Source organism: Frankia sp. AgB32 (assembly GCF_023243045.1).
Lineage (GTDB): Bacteria > Actinomycetota > Actinomycetes > Frankiales > Frankiaceae > Frankia.
Window position 1 is genome coordinate 1 of the sequence record NZ_JALKFX010000107.1, and the last position, 16,654, is coordinate 16,654.

General features: G+C 71.7%; 12 protein-coding genes. 3 read left to right on the forward strand and 9 right to left on the reverse strand.

All coding sequences use genetic code 11. The annotated features are described in order from the left end of the window. The 6 genes from MXD60_RS23710 to MXD60_RS23735 form a co-directional block, all read right to left on the reverse strand. A partial coding sequence (locus tag MXD60_RS23710) for an acyltransferase family protein (protein WP_248821555.1) occupies positions 1–2,073 on the reverse strand: 2,073 nt, incomplete at its 3' end. Between the two features lie 375 nt (positions 2,074–2,448). Next, the gene (locus tag MXD60_RS23715) at positions 2,449–3,219 is read right to left on the reverse strand and encodes a class I SAM-dependent methyltransferase (RefSeq protein WP_248821556.1); all 771 of its coding nucleotides are present in this window, start codon (positions 3,217–3,219) and stop codon (positions 2,449–2,451) included. A gap of 31 nt (positions 3,220–3,250) precedes the next feature. Continuing rightward, positions 3,251–4,141: a sugar phosphate isomerase/epimerase family protein gene (locus MXD60_RS23720; RefSeq protein WP_518468560.1), complete on the reverse strand. Its 891-nt coding sequence runs from the start codon at positions 4,139–4,141 to the stop codon at positions 3,251–3,253. Positions 4,142–4,406: 265 nt separating this feature from the next. Then, positions 4,407–5,516, reverse strand: a complete 1,110-nt coding sequence (locus MXD60_RS23725; RefSeq protein ID WP_518468562.1) for a Ppx/GppA family phosphatase — start codon at positions 5,514–5,516, stop codon at positions 4,407–4,409. A gap of 114 nt (positions 5,517–5,630) precedes the next feature. Further along, entirely contained in the window at positions 5,631–6,311 is a 681-nt protein-coding gene (locus MXD60_RS23730) for a response regulator (RefSeq protein ID WP_248821558.1), read from the reverse strand. Further along, positions 6,308–7,705 carry a sensor histidine kinase gene (locus MXD60_RS23735; RefSeq protein ID WP_248821559.1) on the reverse strand — a complete coding sequence of 466 codons (1,398 nt, stop codon included), beginning with the start codon at positions 7,703–7,705 and terminating at the stop codon, positions 6,308–6,310. The genes MXD60_RS23730 and MXD60_RS23735 overlap by 4 nt, the downstream gene beginning before the upstream one ends. A 360-nt stretch (positions 7,706–8,065) precedes the next feature. Between MXD60_RS23735 and phoU the strand changes: the two genes are divergently transcribed. Next, positions 8,066–8,719 carry a phosphate signaling complex protein PhoU gene (gene phoU, locus MXD60_RS23740; protein WP_248821560.1) on the forward strand — a complete coding sequence of 218 codons (654 nt, stop codon included), beginning with the start codon at positions 8,066–8,068 and terminating at the stop codon, positions 8,717–8,719. A gap of 61 nt (positions 8,720–8,780) precedes the next feature. Here the strand turns inward: phoU and MXD60_RS23745 are convergent, their stop codons facing one another. Continuing rightward, positions 8,781–9,518, reverse strand: a complete 738-nt coding sequence (locus MXD60_RS23745; protein ID WP_248821561.1) for a phosphoglyceromutase — start codon at positions 9,516–9,518, stop codon at positions 8,781–8,783. 633 nt (positions 9,519–10,151) lie between these two features. On the opposite strand from MXD60_RS23745, the gene ygfZ reads away from it, so the two are divergent. Continuing rightward, positions 10,152–11,348, forward strand: coding sequence for a CAF17-like 4Fe-4S cluster assembly/insertion protein YgfZ (gene ygfZ / locus MXD60_RS23750; RefSeq protein WP_248821562.1), 1,197 nt, complete (start codon positions 10,152–10,154; stop codon positions 11,346–11,348). Between the two features lie 40 nt (positions 11,349–11,388). Here ygfZ and MXD60_RS23755 read toward each other — a convergent pair whose 3' ends face one another. Both MXD60_RS23755 and MXD60_RS23760 read right to left on the reverse strand, forming a co-directional pair. Continuing rightward, on the reverse strand, positions 11,389–12,738 hold the full coding sequence (locus MXD60_RS23755; protein ID WP_248821563.1) for an NsdA family TPR-like regulatory protein: 1,350 nt from the start codon (positions 12,736–12,738) through the stop codon (positions 11,389–11,391). Between the two features lie 733 nt (positions 12,739–13,471). Further along, a complete protein-coding gene (locus MXD60_RS23760; protein WP_518468565.1) occupies positions 13,472–14,809 on the reverse strand; it encodes an extracellular solute-binding protein in 1,338 nt (445 codons plus the stop codon). Between the two features lie 542 nt (positions 14,810–15,351). Here MXD60_RS23760 and MXD60_RS23770 point away from each other — a divergent pair. Further along, a complete protein-coding gene (locus MXD60_RS23770) occupies positions 15,352–16,566 on the forward strand; it encodes a DUF349 domain-containing protein (protein WP_248821565.1) in 1,215 nt (404 codons plus the stop codon). Positions 16,567–16,654: the final 88 nt, after the last annotated feature.

Genomic DNA, 16,654 nt, shown 5'->3' on the forward strand with positions numbered 1-16,654 from the left:
AGCTCGACCGCGAAGCCGTCGCCGTGCGACCGGGACAGCCCGCCGATCTCGACCACCGATCCGTCGCCGGTCGCGGCCGGCCCCGCCCCCCCCCCCCCCCCCCCCCGGCCCCCCCCGGGCCCCACCGAAGCTCAGCCAGGCGGTGTCCTCGACGGACCCGACCCCGGGAGCCGGCCTGGTCCGCCCGTCGGGCGCACGTCCGACGCGCAAGGCTCCGACGGGCGCAGGTCCGGCAGGCGTGGGCCCGACGGGCGTCGCCGGGCGCGCGGGTCCGCGAGGCGCGTCGGCCCACTTGGGACGGGCGCGCTGCGCCGGCTTCTCGATCCAACGGTTCGAGAAATAGGCGATGAACGTGCTCGTGGCCGCCGCGCAGACGACGGAGGGCCACAGCCCGATCCGGGGCACGAGCTGGCCGCTGGCCGCGGAGATCACGGGGTAGTGCCACAGGTAGATACTGAAGGTGATCTTGCCGAGAAACGCCATCCGCGGCCGGCCGAGCAGGCGCACCCAGGCCGCGTCGCGGCGCAGGTCGGCACCGAGGATGACGACCGCCGCCAGCAGGGAGCTCGGCAGGTAGCCGGCCCGGTCCAGCCAGTTGGCCGCGTAGCCGTCCTTGTCCGGGCCGAGGAAGGCGAAGAACACCAGCGCGATCGCCGCGACGAGGCCGAGGGCGGCGATCCGTCGGCCGGCCCCCCACCGCTGCACGACGTTCGCGGTGACCGAACCCCCTCCGGCGGACTGCCCTGCGCGGCGGCGCCGGTGGCCACGCGGGTCCGTCCCGGCCGGCTGCCGGTCCTCCGGACGGGCCAGCGCACGCAGCCTCCTGTCGCGCCAGACCGCCACCAGGCAGCCGACCAGCAGCGGGGCGACATGGGTGTCCGTCGCCAGGTACACCCGGGAGTGCGGCGTGCCCCGGCTGGCGACGAAGTAGGTCCAGCCGACCAGGATCGCGATCATCCCGACCAGGATTTTGATCATGTGTGGCCGCAGCCGCGCCGAGCGCATCAGCAGCAGGAACAGACCCGGCCACACCAGATAGAACTGCTCCTCCAGCGACAGCGACCAGACATGGGCGAGCCAGCGCCCCCCGGCGGCCGGATGCAGGACCTTGTACCAGTTGTTGACGTTGAGAAAGGCCGACAGCGCGCTGCCGATGTAGTCGTCGCGGAAGGCGATGTCATTCCATTTGAACGCCACCGTGACGGCCAGTCCGACCGCCAGATAAACCCACATCGCCGGCATGAGCCGGAAGGCGCGGCGGACCAGGAATCGGCCGATCGAGATCGTCCCGGTCCGGCTGTGCTCGGCAAGCAGCAACGCGGTGATCAGGAAGCCGCTGAGGACGAAGAAGACGTCCACCGCGACGTTGCTCGCGTGGATCGCCCCCATGTGACCGGCGAGGATGATGTAGATGCAGAGCACCCGAATGCCGTCCAGCGCGGGGCTGTAGGCGAACCTCGCCGCCGCGTCCGATATCGACGGGGAGCCCGCGGGGGCAGCGGACCCCCGCTCGGCAGAACGCGGCTCGGGGAGATCCGGGACGGCGACGCGGGCTGGCCGGGCGGCGCTGCGGCCGGTGTCGGGCCTGTCGTCCGGGACCGGATCATCCGGCCAGGAACCCTCGGACGGGACGTCCTCGTACCCGCCACGACCCGACCGCCCATAGCCTGGCCGCGCATGATCGGACCGTGGGTGGTCGGACCGTGCGTAATCGGACCGCGCATGATCGGGGCGTGGGTGGTCGGGGCGCGCGTAGTCGGGGCGCGCGTAGTCGGACCGTGGGTAGTCGGACCGTGGGTAGTCGGACCGTGGGTAGTCGGACCGTGGGTAGTCGGAGCGCGCATGTTCGGGGTGTGCGTAGTCGGACCGCGCGTAATCGGACTGGGTGAAATCCGACCGTGCGTAGCCATACTGGCCGCGGTCGGCGGGCGCGGCCCGGATGCCGGCGTGATCTGGCCACGAGTCGTCCGGCGGGCGGCGCGCGGCGATGGTGTCCGGCCAGTTGGCCGAGGCCGGCTCGGCAGCCAGCGCGCCGGGATTACCCCGCGGGTCCCGATCCGATGCGTGCCGCACGATGACCGTCGCCTCCTCTACCAGCGCGCCGGCCATCGGCGCCCAGTCGGGGGTGACGTGTGGGCCTGGCCCGCGTGGCCCCGCCCCGGCCATGCACCAGTTCCGCGACCTACGGCCGACAGGTGACGCGAGCCCCGTCGCGCAACGCCGACAAAGTATGACACCACCCCGCGAACGCGGCCAGACTAACTGATCGCTAAAACCAGCCTCAGCGCGGCACTCGGGCTTTGGTCGACATCCCGCGAATATTTACGCACAGTGCAAGGTTGCTCACATAGAATGTGCGCGTCGCAACGATGTGTCGCTGCCCGGCCCGGATTCAGGGGAGCATGGTCAATCACCCGCCGCAGCGGCGGGCGGCGGGCTGGAACCACTTCAGCCCGGGGGTACCCGGGCGATCACCAGCAGGGTGCGAAAGGGCTCGACCACGATGCCGTCGGGAAAAGCCCGCAGCACGGTTCGCCGCTCGGCGTCGAGAAAGTCCTCCAGGCGATCACCGATGGCCGCGACGTAGGACTTCGAACGCTGCCAGGTCAGGTAGTCGTCAATTCCGATGCGCCGCTGCCAGCGCCCGGTCAGGGTCACGACCTCGCTGAAGTGCCCCGTCCAGCGCAGCTCGTCCGCGAACGGCCGGCTGCGGTACTCCCGCCGATAGCCGGGACTCATCAGCTCCAGGCGCTCCTGCTGGCGCTGCCACCAGCGAAGGTCCGCGGCATCCACGTCGTTCCACCAGACGGCGAGCGCGCCGCCGGGGCGCAGAACCCGGGCGGCCTCGGCGGCGGCGACCGGCACGTCCACCCAGTGCCAGGACTGCGCGTAGCAGACAAGGTCCGCCACCCCGCCCCGGAAAGGAAGCGCCTCGCCGTCCGCGCGAACGACAGGCAGGCCCGGGGTCCGCTCGAGCAGCCGGGCGAGCATGCCCGGCCCCGGCTCCACCGGAACGACCCGGGCGCCCCGGTCGAGCAGCAGCCGGGTGGCGATGCCGGTCCCCGCGCCCACCTCGACGACGTCCGCACCCGCCAGAGATCGGTCGACGATCCGTTCGAGGTCGGTGAAGACCTGGACCGGATAGCTCGGCCGCGCGGCCGCGTAGGCGTCCGCCAACGGATCGAACAGCGAGCCGGTGGGGGTGCGACCTCGGGACACGACACCATGGTGACGACCCGCGGGTCGGGTGTCAGCCGTACGTGCGCCCGAGTCCCGCCGCGGTGGGGGCGGCGAAGTGCAGCCGGGTGAACGCCAGGGCCTCGGCGAGGTCGGCCTCCCGCTGCGCGCGGGACTCCGCCCGCCGGGTGTTGATCTCCACGACGATCGTCCCGTCGAAGCCGCCGGCGGCGAGCAGTTCGAGCAGGTCCGCGCAGGGCTGCGTACCCCGGCCGGGCACCAGGTGCTCGTCCTTGGCCGAGCCGAGCCCGTCGGCCATGTGCACGTGGACGAGCCGCTCGCCGAGGCTCTCGGCCATCGCCACCGGGTCGGAACGGGACACGCTGGTGTGCGAGAGGTCGAGGGTGACGTGGGCATAGTCGTCGTCGACGGGTGACCAGTCCGGCGCGTAGGCGGACACCTCGCGCCCACGGGCCCGCAGCGGGAACATGTTCTCGACCGCGAACCGGATGTCGGTCTCCCCGGCCATCCGCTCGATGCCGGTGATGAACTCCCGCGCGTAGTCCCGCTGCCAGCGGAACGGGGGGTGCACGACGACGGTCGCAGCGCCCAGGGTCTCGGCCACGGAGCGGGCGCGCACCAGCTTCGCCCACGGGTCGGTGCCCCAGACCCGCTGGGTGAGCAGCAGGCAGGGGGCATGGATCGCCAGGATCGGGATGCCGTGATAGTCGACCAGCCGGCGCAGGGCCTCCGGGTCCTGGCTGACCGGATCGGTCCAGACCATGATCTCGACGCCGTCGTACCCCAGCCGGGCGGCCATCTCGAAGGCGGACGCGGTGGACTCGGGATAGGTGGACGCGGTGGACAGCGCGACCCGCGCCGCCGGCATCCCCGGCACTCCGCCGGCGACGGAGCCGCGGGGCGCTGGCGCCGTCGAGGCCGGCGTCGTCAGGGCGGACGCCATCGAGGCCGGCGCTGCCGGCCGCGGATCCTCACGCCCTGCCCGCAAACCATCTCCCTGCCGTACGAGGCGGCGACCCGACCCGGCGGCCGGCTCCCGCACCCAGGCTAGGCCCTCTCGGCGCGTTCGCCCGGGCCGGGGGCCACCGGACGTGGCCGCATGGCCTCGCATCTCCCGTGACAATGGCCACATCCCGTCATCATCACCCCAATACCCCCGGTTCGCAAGCGTGTTTACACCTTTTGCCCCATTTAGGCATTGCTGTCGATCACGTCGCCGTCAGCCAGTCCAGCCGCCGCAGGATCACGCCCTCCCGCAGCGCCCACGGACAGATCTCCGCCTCCTCGACGCTGAACAGGTCGAGCGCCTCGGCGGCCACCACCGCGCCGGCGAGGAGCTGACCCGCCCTGGACGGCGACACACCCGGCAGTGTGACGCGCTCCGCCGCCGGCATCCGGGACAGCCGGGCCAGCACGTCGGCCAGGTCGTCGCGGCGCAGCACCCGGCGGGTGAACGGCCCTCGGCTGTACGGCTCGGCCCCGGCGATGCGGGCTAGCGAGCGAAACGTCTTCGAGGTCGCCACCGCCCGTGTCGGCTCGCCGAGATGGTAGATCGTCCCGACCACCGGCGCGATCTGCGCCCGGACGTAGCGCCGCAGCTCGGTCAGCTCCGAGCGCCGCGGCGGGTCGCTGTCCTCCAGCCAGTCGCGGGTGAGCCGGCTGGCACCCAGCGGCAGGGACGCGACCACCTCGGGATCCTCGTGCATGCCGGCGCCGATCTCCAGCGAGCCGCCGCCGATGTCGAGGGCCAGCAACCGCCCGGCACTCCAGCCGAACCAGCGGCGGACCGCGAGGAAGGTGAGGCGGGCCTCCTCCTCCCCCGACAGCGTGCCCACGGCGACACCGGTCGCGCCCTTGACTCGGCCCAGCACCTCCTCGCCGTTGGTCGCGTCGCGCAGCGCCGAGGTGGCAAAGGCCGCGAGGTCGTGCACCCCGAGCGCGTCCGCCTGCTGGCGCATGTCGAGCACGCAGGTGGTGAGCGCCTGCTCGCCCTCGGGGCCGAGCGAGCCGTCGGCCTCGAGCAGTTCCACCAGCCGCAACGGCACCCGCACGCTCGCCGCGGGCTGCGGCTGACCACCCCGGTGGGCGTCGACGACCAGCAGGTGCACCGTGTTCGACCCGATGTCGATCACGCCGAGGCGCATCGGGCCGGGATGCTGGCCGGCTGGCAGCGGACCGACGTCGACGGCCTCCCGCGGCGCCGGTTCCCCGGCGGCGGCCGGCGCGTCATCCGGCTCCCGGGCGCCACCGTCCGGCGGGTCGTCGGAGTCCTGTGCGGATTCGGCGGTCAGCCGCCCGCCCCGCGCACCGCGCCCCACCGGGATGCCCCCCGGCTGTGAGGTCGCGCGGTGAGTCCCGAGCGGGAACCATCCCGCCGGGCGCACGCCACCGAGCACCTGAACACCGCCCCCCTCCGGCCGGGACCTGTGGGGTCACGGCTCGAACTTGTACCCCAGGCCCCGCACCGTCACCAGGTGCCGCGGGTTGCCGGGCTCGCGCTCAATCTTCGTCCGAAGCCTCTTGACATGTACGTCCAGGGTCTTCGTATCTCCCACGTAGTCCGAACCCCACACGCGATCGATCAACTGGCCCCGCGTGAGTACCCGCCCGGCGTTGCGCAGGAACATCTCGAGCAGCTCGAACTCCTTGAGCGGCAGCGTCACCGCGCTCCCGGCGACCGTGACGACGTGGCGTTCCACGTCCATCCGGACCGGACCGGCCTCGAGCGTCGCCTCGGCGACCTCCTCCGTCTCCGACCTGCGCCGCAGCACGGCCCGGATGCGGGCCACCAGCTCACGGGCGGAGAACGGCTTGGTGACGTAGTCGTCCGCGCCGAGTTCCAGGCCGAGCACCTTGTCGATCTCGCTGTCGCGCGCCGTCAACATGATGATCGGCACGCTCGAGCGGGTGCGCAGAGTCCGACACACCTCCGTGCCGGACAGCCCGGGCAGCATGAGGTCGAGCAGGACGAGGTCGGCGCCACGGCGGTCGAACTCGGCGAGCGCACTGGGGCCGTCGGCGACGACCCCCACCTCGAAACCCTCGCGTTCCAGCATGAACGACAACGCGTCGGAGAACGATTCCTCATCTTCAACCACGAGCAGCCGGGTCACCGGTTCGCTCCCCCTCTGGCATCGGACGGACCGGTGGGCCCGGGCCGCTTTCTGCTCCGGTCGGGACGCGTCGCCCCGACCGCCCCGATCTCACCGGCGCCGGTACTTCCGGCCGACGCCCCGCCCGACCCCCTGTCCCGGCCAGCACTGTCCCGGCCAGCACTGTCCCGGCCGGCCCTGTCCCGGCCAGCACTGTCCCGGCCAGCCTCGACGCCGGCGCTGCGTCCGTCGGACGCCTCACGCCCCGACTGCGCGGCCCGCCCGGCGGCGGCCGGTGGACCTACCGGCCGGGTCGGGATGAACACCGGCAGCCGGAGTGTGAACGTCGAGCCCGCGCCCTCGGCACTCCAGACGGTGACGGCGCCGCCGTGGTTGGTGGCGATGTGTTTGACGATCGCCAGTCCCAGCCCGGTTCCGCCGGTCGCCCGCGACCGCGCCGGGTCCGCCCGGTAGAACCGTTCGAAGACCCGTTCGAGGTCCTTCTCGGCGATGCCGATGCCCTCGTCCGCGACGGAGATCTCCACCGTCGTCCCGCTGCGACGCACGCCGAGCACCACCCGGGTGCCGTGCGGCGAGTAGCTGATCGCGTTCTCCAGCAGGTTCGCCACCGCCGTGACGAGCTGGTTCTCGTCCCCGAGCACCCGCAGATCACCGTCCCCGATGACGGCCACGGAGATCGCCTGCGCCTGAGCGGCGAACCGGGCCCGGTCGACGGCCTCGGCGAGCAGGTCGGCGGTCCGCAGCGGTCGCAGGTCGGGGAGCGGTTCGGCGCCCTGCAGCCGGGACAGGTCGATGATCTCCTGCACGAGGCGGGCGAGCCGGGTGGACTCGTGGGTCATCCGGGAGGCGAACCGGCGCACCGCCACGGGGTCCTCGCTGGCCGCCGCGACCGCTTCGGCAAGCACGTGCAGGGCGCCGACCGGGGTTTTGAGCTCGTGGCTGACGTTGGCGACGAAGTCCCGCCGGACCGCCTCGACCCGCCGCGACTCCGTGATGTCATCCAGGATGACCGCGACATGACCGGTGGAGTCCAGCACCCGGGCGCGGGTGCGCACGGCCAGTGCCTCCTGGTCCGGTCGGGGGCGGGTCAGCGGCGGCTCGGGCACCGGCGGCAGGTCGATCTGGCGCTCCCGGTCGCTGCCGGCCAGGCGGGTGGCGCGCACCAGTTCGGCCAGCTCCGCGACCGCGATCTCGTCCTGGTAGACGACGCCCATCCGCCGGGCGACCGTGTTGACCAGGACGACCCGGTCCGCCGCGTCGACGACGACGAGCCCCGTCGGCAGACCGGAGATCACCCGCCTGATCAGCTTCGCGGGCAGGACCGTGCTGCTCTCCTCCGCGCTGCTTCCGTTCGGGCCGGTATACGGGGTTGGCCTACCGGGTACCAGCGTCATCGTGTGTCCAAAGTGGGTCCATCCGTAGCGTCACGCCAAAGGGCGCGAGCGGGCGACTCCACGCCGAGTGCACGGGTTGTCACGGCATCCACCGACCTGTCACCCACCCGCCGCATGCTAGGTGCCGCCATGCCATCCGGGCATCGCTCTGCAAGCCTTCATCGCCGATCGTCGCTCGTTGTTCATCGGACCTATCGTCGATGTTCACCGAACCGCGAGAGGTCCGCATCATCGTCAAGGTTCGGCGTGTTCCACAACTGCCGTATCTGTGATCACCTGGGTCCACCCATAGCGCCACACCGACCTCGCCCGGCGATCTCACCGCCGCCCCCACGAACCCACGAAGAGAAGGAGCCGTCCGTGCGGGACGCCTTCACCGACGAACTCGAGAGCATCGACCAGTCCCTGATCGAGATGACCAACCTGGTCGCCTCCGCCATGGCCCGGGCAACGACCGCGCTCCTCGACGCCGATCTGCAGCTCGCCGAGAACGTGATCAGCGGCGACGAGACCGTCGACCTGCTGCGCAACGAGATCGAGGAGCGCGCGTTCGACGTCATGGCCCGCCAGGCACCGGTCGCGACCGACCTGCGGATCATGGTGACCACGCTGCGGATCGTCGCCGACCTGGAACGGATGGGTGACCTCGCGCTGCACGTCGCGAAGGTGGCCCGCCGGCGCTACCCAGGCCGCGCGATCCCGCCGGAGCTGCGCTCCACCATGCTCGAAATGGGGCAGGTCGCCCAGCGGATCGTCGCCAAGGCCGGCTCGGTGATCGCCAGCCGCGACACCGACCTCGCCAAGCAGCTCGAGGCCGACGACGACACGATGGACAGCCTGCACCGCACGCTGTTCCACGTGCTGATCGAGAAGCCGTGGACGCACGGCATGGAGGCGGCGATCGACATCACCCTCTGCGGCCGCTACTACGAGCGTTACGCCGACCACGCCGTGTCCGTCGCCCGCCGGGTGATCTACCTCGTCACCGGAGAGATCGAGCGGCGGGGGGCCTGACCGGCACCGTGCGTGCCCAGGCCCGCGCCGTCGGCGGGCCTGGGGAAACAACGAACCAGAGCTACTTCTTCGCGCCCTGCGCGGCGACGGCTGCCGCCGCGCTCGCGGCGGCGTCGGGGTCAAGGTAGCCGGAGCTGACGACCTCGAGGTTGTCGTCCAGCTCATAGCGCAGTGGGATACCGGTCGGGATGTTCAGCCCGGCGATGTCACTGTCGCTGATCTGGTCGAGGTGCTTGACCAGGGCCCGCAGCGAGTTGCCGTGCGCGGTGACCAGGACGGTCCGGTCGGTGCGCAGGTCGGGCACGATCGCGTCATACCAGTAGGGCAGCATCCGGGCCACCACGTCAGCGAGGCACTCGGTGCGCGGAATCAGGTCCGGGGCGAGCTCGGCGTAACGCTCGTCCACCCCGCTGACCTGCTCGGGACCGATCTCCGGCGGCGGAGTGTCGTACGAGCGGCGCCAGAGCTGGAACTGCTCCTCGCCGAACTTCTCCAGCGTCTCCGACTTGTTCAGGCCCTGTAGGCCACCGTAGTGGCGCTCGTTGAGCCGCCAGCTGCGGCGGACCGGCACCCAGGTCCGCCCGGCGGCGTCCAACGCCAGCCAGGCGGTGCGTATCGCCCTGGTCAGCACGGACGTGTGCACCACGTCCGGCAGGACACCAGCCTCCAGCAACAGCTCGCCGCCGCGGCTGGCTTCCTTCAGGCCCTTGTCGGACAGGTCGACGTCCACCCAGCCGGTGAACAGGTTCTCGCGGTTCCAGTTGCTCTCACCGTGGCGGAGCAGGACGAGGGTCGGCATACCCGAGATCCTGCCCGTTCGTCGGGGCGCTCGGCCAGCATTGCCGGCTCCTGCCACCCGTCGGTCGGATCGCCGCCGGTCGCGGCCGGAAGCGGCCGACGCCGACGCCCACCGAAGGGGCCGTTGGGCGCCGGGCAGCTCGGGCGCGCCAGGACGCCGGGGCCTGGAACAGACGCGGGGGTCCGGAAAAGCAGCGACCCCCGGGCGCTCCGCCGCCGCCTGGGGCGGAAGCGGGCCGTCGGGACTTGCGACGGCGCCCGGGGGTCGGGTGATCTGCCTGGTACTCGCCGGTGCCGGTGCCCGTGGGGCCACCCGGCTAGAGGTGAGGACCACGAGACCGGCTAGCTGACAGTCACCTCACGAGTCCTATGAGCATACAAAGTCTGGACCACCTCCTCTCTCGTGTACCGAGGACGCTACGCGGCTCGCCCACCACCTCGCAACGGCTTTTTCCGGCCTGTCGATGGGACGCTCACGACACGCCCACCGGGAACAAGATCGAGGCAGCCACCCGGCCTCGCGACCCGCGGCCAGCCGGAAAGGACTCCGTCAGGTGATGTGTCCGGACGCAGGTGTGTCCGGAGGCCGGGTCAGGCACGGCCGTCGGCTCGGCCGGAGACCTAGACTCGGTCCATGACCGCCGGGCCCCCCACCTCCACGCCCGCCGAGCCCGCGAGGCTCTCCCCGCTGCTTCAGCTGCCCGGCGCGGTGGCCGCGACCGGCGTGGACGCCGCAGTCGCCGCGCACTACGGCGATCCGCTCCGCGAGCAACGAGCCCTGCTCACCGGCGCTGCCGTCGTCGACCGGTCCAACCGGGACGTGGTGCGCATCGCCGGTCCCGACCGACTGTCCTGGCTGCACAGCATCACCTCGCAGCACCTGTCCGCGCTCAGCCCGATGCGGGGCACCGAGGCGCTGGTGCTCTCCCCACACGGGCACGTCGAACATCACCTCACCCTCGCTGACGACGGCTCGGCCACCTGGGTCGACGTCGAGGCCGGCACCGGCCCCGACCTGCTGCGCTATCTGGAGATGATGCGGTTCCTGCTCCGGGTGGAGCCGATCGACGTCACCGCGGACGTCGCGGTCCTCAGCGTCGTCGGACCGCAGGCCGCGCAGGTCGTGAGCGCCGCGCTGGGCGGCTCCGGCGACCCGTCCGCGGCCTCGCCGCCGGCCGATCTCGACTTTGCGGCCCCCACGCCGCCGGCCCCGGACGCCGCGGGTGCGCCGGTCACCGGTCCCTACCCGAGTGGCCGGGCCGCCGATGGCACGCTCGTGCGCCGGATGCCCTATGGGGTCGACCTGCTGACTCCCCGGGCCTGCCTGGCCACCACCGTCGAGCGGCTGTGCGCCGCCGGGGCGGCCCTGGCCGGGCTGGCCGCGTTCGAGGCCGCCCGCATCGCCGATCGGCGGCCCCGGCTTGGCTGGGAGACCGACCACCGCACCATCCCGCACGAGGTCCACTGGCTGGCGAGCGCGGTCCACCTCGACAAGGGCTGCTACCGCGGCCAGGAGACCGTCGCCCGGGTGCACAATCTGGGCCGCCCGCCCCGCCGCCTCGTCCTGCTCCACCTCGATGGCTCGGTGGCGGCCCCGCGTTCACCCGTCACGGCCGACGGGCGGGAGGTCGGTTTCGTGGGTTCGTCCGAGATGCACGCGGAACTCGGCCCGATCGCGCTGGCCGTCGTCAAGCGGTCCGTCGCCACGGACGCCGTCCTCGTCGTCACCGACGCGGACGGCGCCCCCCTCGCGGCCGCGATCGACCCGGACGAGCCCGAGTCGGCCGCGGCGCCGAAGCGACCGGCGGGGCGTGTCCTGCGCTCCTCCTGAACCCGCCGCTGCCCCAGCGGGACACTGGCCGGCCGCCTTGTCAGGCGGTCCTGGACAGCACCTGGTCGAGATCGCGGGCGTCGGGGTCGGAGCTGTGCCGCCGCAGCCGACGGCGCAGCTCGTCGGCGCGGCGGGCGTTGCGCTTGGATCTGGTCGCCTCCAGCATCGGCATCGCCTCCCGGGTCAGCTCGCAGCCGTGGTCGACGTTGCCCAGGTCGATCTGCAGGGCGGCGCGGCGCAGAAGGTAGGTCGCCCGGTCGCGGGCCCGTGAGGTCGGCAGTACCGCCAGGGAGCGTTCCAGCCAACGATCGGCCTGGGCCAGGTGGCCAAGGTCGATGTAGCAGCTACCGATCTGCGCCTGGTACTCGCCCAGGTCGAAGTAGTCCGACCAGGCCGGATCCTCGGGACCGGCCTCGTCCATCGCCTCCTCCGACCGGGCCAGGGCCTCGGCGCAGGCGCTGGCCTCCCCCGTCGCGGCGAGGGCGCGGGCACGGCGCATCTGCAGCATGGCGGCAACTCGCCCGGACCCGGTGCCGATGCTGGCCACGGCCGCCTCGGCGAGGTCGACGGCCTCCCGCGGGCGGGCGAAGTCGACGCACTGCAGGGACATGTTCTTCAGGACGTTCGCGCCGAGCATGCGGTCGCCGCCGGTGTGCGCGGCGTGCAGAGCGGTGATCCAGTAACGCTGGGCCGCCGTGTGGAAGCCGGCGTCGAACGACACCCAGCCCGCGAACCGGGCGAGCTCGGCCGCCACCAGGTGCAGGTGCCGGCCGATCTGTTCGGTGTAGGAGCCACGGACCAGCAGATCCGCCACCACCCCGAGCTCGGCGTCGACGAGCCGGCGCACGCTCTCCCCGCCGAGCCGCTCGTCCATCACCCGCAGGCCGGGGATGTTGTGCTCGATGCGGTTGACGATCTGGTCGTCGACCTCGCCGCCGGCGAGGGCGGCGGCGAGGCGCGCGGGGTCGAGCCCGAGCCACTGGGTGGCGAGTTCGGCCACTCCGACGCCGGAGATGGTCAGGAATCCGCGCCGGTCGGACAGCGCGTCCTCGACGACATCCATCAGCGAGGTGACACTGCCGACCGGCGTCCAGGGGTATTCGGTGCGCACGGCGTCCCCGGTCGGCAGCCAGGCCGGCCACGGATGGGACTCGAGCCGGTCGTTGGGCACTCCGAGTTCGGCCGCCAGCGCGAGCTGGGAAACCCGGTCGGGAACGACACCCCGGTGTTCCCATCGCCATACTTTCTGGCGTTCCGCGGCCATGTTCGCCACACCGAGATCGCGGGCGCGGCGGGCCACCACCCGGGCGAGGCGCTGATAGGACCAACCACGCTGCGCGCGGACGAATGCGAGCGGATGTGTGCAGGCGTGCGCGTTATCCGTCAGCATCGACGATCTCCTCGAGTCGGATCTGCTGGGCCAATTCCGTGAGCGCCCACTAACGCTATGTCGCGACATCCTGGTGTCCCTAGTGATGACTCCGGTGCGATGCGTGCACAGAGGTCACGCCTGGACCACTGGTGAGGGTGATTGCACGCAAGAGGTGGCGATATCGTGAGCGATTGTCCAGCTCTCGACCTATGTGCACTATTCGACCAGGCAACGCCGAGAGCCTTCCGCGCAGTCCGCCATCGACCACTACATGCACGCCATTTCGCCCATACCGCATGCCTGGCAATGAACATTCCACACCAACTCGAACCGTGACTCATCACACCGTGTCCCACCATGCCATGCCATGACATGGCCAGCCACGCCGTGCCATTACCAGCCACGCCGTGCCATCACCGTGTCGTGCCATCACCGTGTCGTGCCATCACCGTGTCGTGCCATCACCGTGTCGTGCCATCACCGTGTCGTGCCGACGAGATTAGCGAGCGTTTGACGTACAGCAAAGCACGCCGCGCGGGCGAGCGGCCGGCCAATCAGGAAAACGCCGCAGTCCGGCCGCAAATAACGCACATCAAGTATCTTCTTTTACTTCAAGTCGATTCAGATAAATGGTTTTGTTTACCGCCCGATGACGGCGGGCGTCAGTCGACGGGCAGGCGCGTTCCGAGCTCGTCGAAGAAGGCCAGGGCCGAGGCCGGCGTCGCCACCGGTGGCCCCCCGACGACGGATCTCACCGCGTCAGCTCCCCGACCTGGGTCTGGGCGGCGGCCAGCGTCCGATCCGGATCCTCACCGCGGACGATGCGCACCACCTGATCGTTCAGCGCATCCGCCACCTCGCCGCCACGCGCACCGCCCCACACCGGCGCCTTCACCAGCGAGCCGGTCACCGCGAGGAACGGCTTGAGCTGCGGATACATGCCGTAGAAAGAGGAGAGTCGACTGATCGCCTGAGTGTCCACCGGTAGGTAGCTGAAGGCTTCGGTGCTGGTCGCGACGACGTCCGGCGACAGCAGCGAGACGATCAGCTCGGTCGCCATCTCCTGTTGGCAGTGGTCGGTCGCGAGGACCGTCAACGCGTTGCCGACGGCAACCGGGTGCTGGCTGCCACCGGGCAGCGTCGGGAACGGAACAGCGCCGACCCGGAAACCTTTCGCCCCCAGTCCGCCGATGATCCTCAGGCTGCCGGCCAGCGAGGCCACGTTCACCACGGTCATGGCGGTCTGCCGGCGGATGCCGAAGCGCAGCAGCCCGGACGGGTTGTCGGACTGCGGACCGTAGGTGCCGACCTTGGCGAGGAAGGCGGCGGCGGCCCGGGTCGCCGGGGTGGTCAGTGCCGGCCCGCCGGCCGCGTCCTGGATCGGGGTGCCGCGGGAACTGGCGAGCGTGTTGAGCATCCACTGACCGAACTGCTGTCCGGTCGGCAGGTCGATCGGCTGGATGTTCTGGCCGGAGGCCTTGATCTTGTCCGCCGCCGCGATCACGCCGTCCGTCGTGGTCAGGGTGCGCGGGTCGACCCCCGCCTGCTGCAGGACGTCGAGGTTGTAGACGAGCGCCAGCGAGGCGACCTGCTGCGGAATGCCGATCAGCGTGCCGTCGACCGTGCCGAGTCCGAGCAGCCGCTGATCGTAGGAGGCGCGCAGCCGGCGGGGGGAGAGCGGCTGGGCGCCGAGCTGGCGCGCGTACACCGGAAGCTGGTCGAAGCCGGCGACAGCGACGTCGACGGAGCTGCCCGCCGATCGATCGGCGCTGATCTGCTGCACGAGCGCGGAGTAGTCGGGAGCGGTCGCGACGATGTCGACGGTGAGGCCGGGATGCGTCTTCTCCATGTACGCCTTGCCCGACTCCGCGACGTCGTTGAGCGTGCCGGGCGCCGCCACGCGCAGCTGCTTGACCTTGGCCGCACACTCGGGGGACGCCGTCGCGCCGGCGACGTTGTCGACGCCCGCGGTCGCGGGCCGTGCGGTCGGGCGAAGGTCCTCGGCCGGATTGCCCGACCCGCCACCCCCGCTACAGGAGGCGAGCAGAATCATGCCTAGAGCGACGGCCGTCGGCAGTGTTCGGCGCATGCGCATGGGGCGGGACTCCTCTCGGGGCCGGTCCGGCGGCGACCGCGGGAATCACCGTGACCAGGCAGTGGAGCAGGGTGTTGCGCACCGCGTGGGCGAGGTCGGGATTGCCCGGGGCGACCTGAGGGCGGATACCGGTGCGGGGCCGACGACGAGGGCATCGAGCCCTACGAACGCCGGTAACAACAACACCCGGGATCGCCAGCCCTCCCGGCCACCACCTGTCCCACTCGTCACGGTTACGCATCTTGGCCCCACTGTCCGGGAACGCCTGGACCGGGTGGGTGATCAGGCACCAACAACGGGTGGCGCCCCGCGCATTCCGGGACCACGACCAGCGGCGGCCTCGCCCCCGCGACGTCGTGCGGCGCCGGTGGCCGTCGGCGTGTCGACAGCGGAGCGACCGCGAACCATCGGCGCCGACAGCCCACCGTCATCGCGTCGACCGCGATCCGTGGCGACCGGATCCGTGGCGGCCGTACCCTCCACGGCCGATGCCTGCAAGAATGACAGGAAAACGTCAGTCGATCTCCGGGAACACGATGAGTGACCGCAGCGAATCCGACCGCTCCGCCGCCTGGGGGCGCGTCGCCGAGGACGGCACGGTCTTCGTGCGCACGGCGGACGGTGAACGTGCCATCGGATCATGGCGCGCCGGCAGTCCGAGTGAGGGCCTGGCCCACTTCCAGCGCCGCTACGACGATCTGAGCGCCGAGGTCGGGCTGCTGGAGCGGCGGCTGACGCTCAGCGCGGCCGATCCCGCCGGCATCGCCGCAAGCGCCCGGCGGCTGCTCGACTCCCTCGACGACGCCGCCGTCGTCGGCGATCTGGACGCGGTGCGGTCCCGGCTGGACGCGGTGATGCGCGCCACCGAGCAGCGGCGCGCCGTCGTCGCCGCCGAGCGGGCCGAACGCAACGCCCGGCTCGCCGCCGCCAAGGAGGAGCTGGTCGCCGAGGCGGAGGCGCTCGGTCGCAGCTCCGACTGGAAGTCGGCCGGCGATCGGTTCCGCGCCATCGCCGAGGAGTTCCGCGCGGCCGGATCGTTGGACAAGCGCACGGACTCGGCGCTGTGGCGGCGGATCACCGCCGCCCGCGAGGAGTTCACCCGCCGCCGCACCGCGCACTTCGCCGCGCTGGACACCCAGCGGGCCCGCTCCCGGGAGCGCAAGGAAGCGATCATCGCGGAGGCGCGGACCCTGGCGGACTCGACCGACTGGGCCGGCACGACGACCCGGTACCGCGGCCTGCTCACCGAGTGGAAGTCCGCTGGTCGCGCCGCGAAGGACGTCGACGACGCGCTGTGGGACGAGTTCCGCCAGGTGCAGGACGCCTTCTTTGCCCGGCGCAACGCGGCGAACGCGGAACGCGATGCCGAGATGCGGGAGAACCAGGTCAAGAAGGAGCAGTTGCTGGCCGAGGCGACCGAGCTCGACCCGGCCGACACGGAGCGGTCGACGCGCCGACTGCGGGAGATCCAGGATCGGTGGGACGCGATCGGCCGGGTGCCCCGGGAGTCGGCCGCCTCGCTGGAGCGTCAGATGGCGGCCATCGGCGACAAGTTGCGCGACGCCGCGGACGAGCGGTGGGAGAAGCAGTCGGTTGCGTCCTCGCCGTTCGTCACCAGGCTGCGGGAGTCGGTCGCGAAACTGGAGCTGAAGCTCGCGCGCGCGCAGGCCGCCGGCCGGACGAAGGAGATCGCCGAGACCGAGGCCGCGCTGACCACCCAGCGAGCCTGGTTGGCGCAGGCCGAGTCCTGACCGCCCGCGGCCGCGCCGCGCGCTGGCGTGCTCGCACGCCCGCAACGGTTCCGTCGCTCGGATGCGCCCCACGGCAACGGGACCGCGA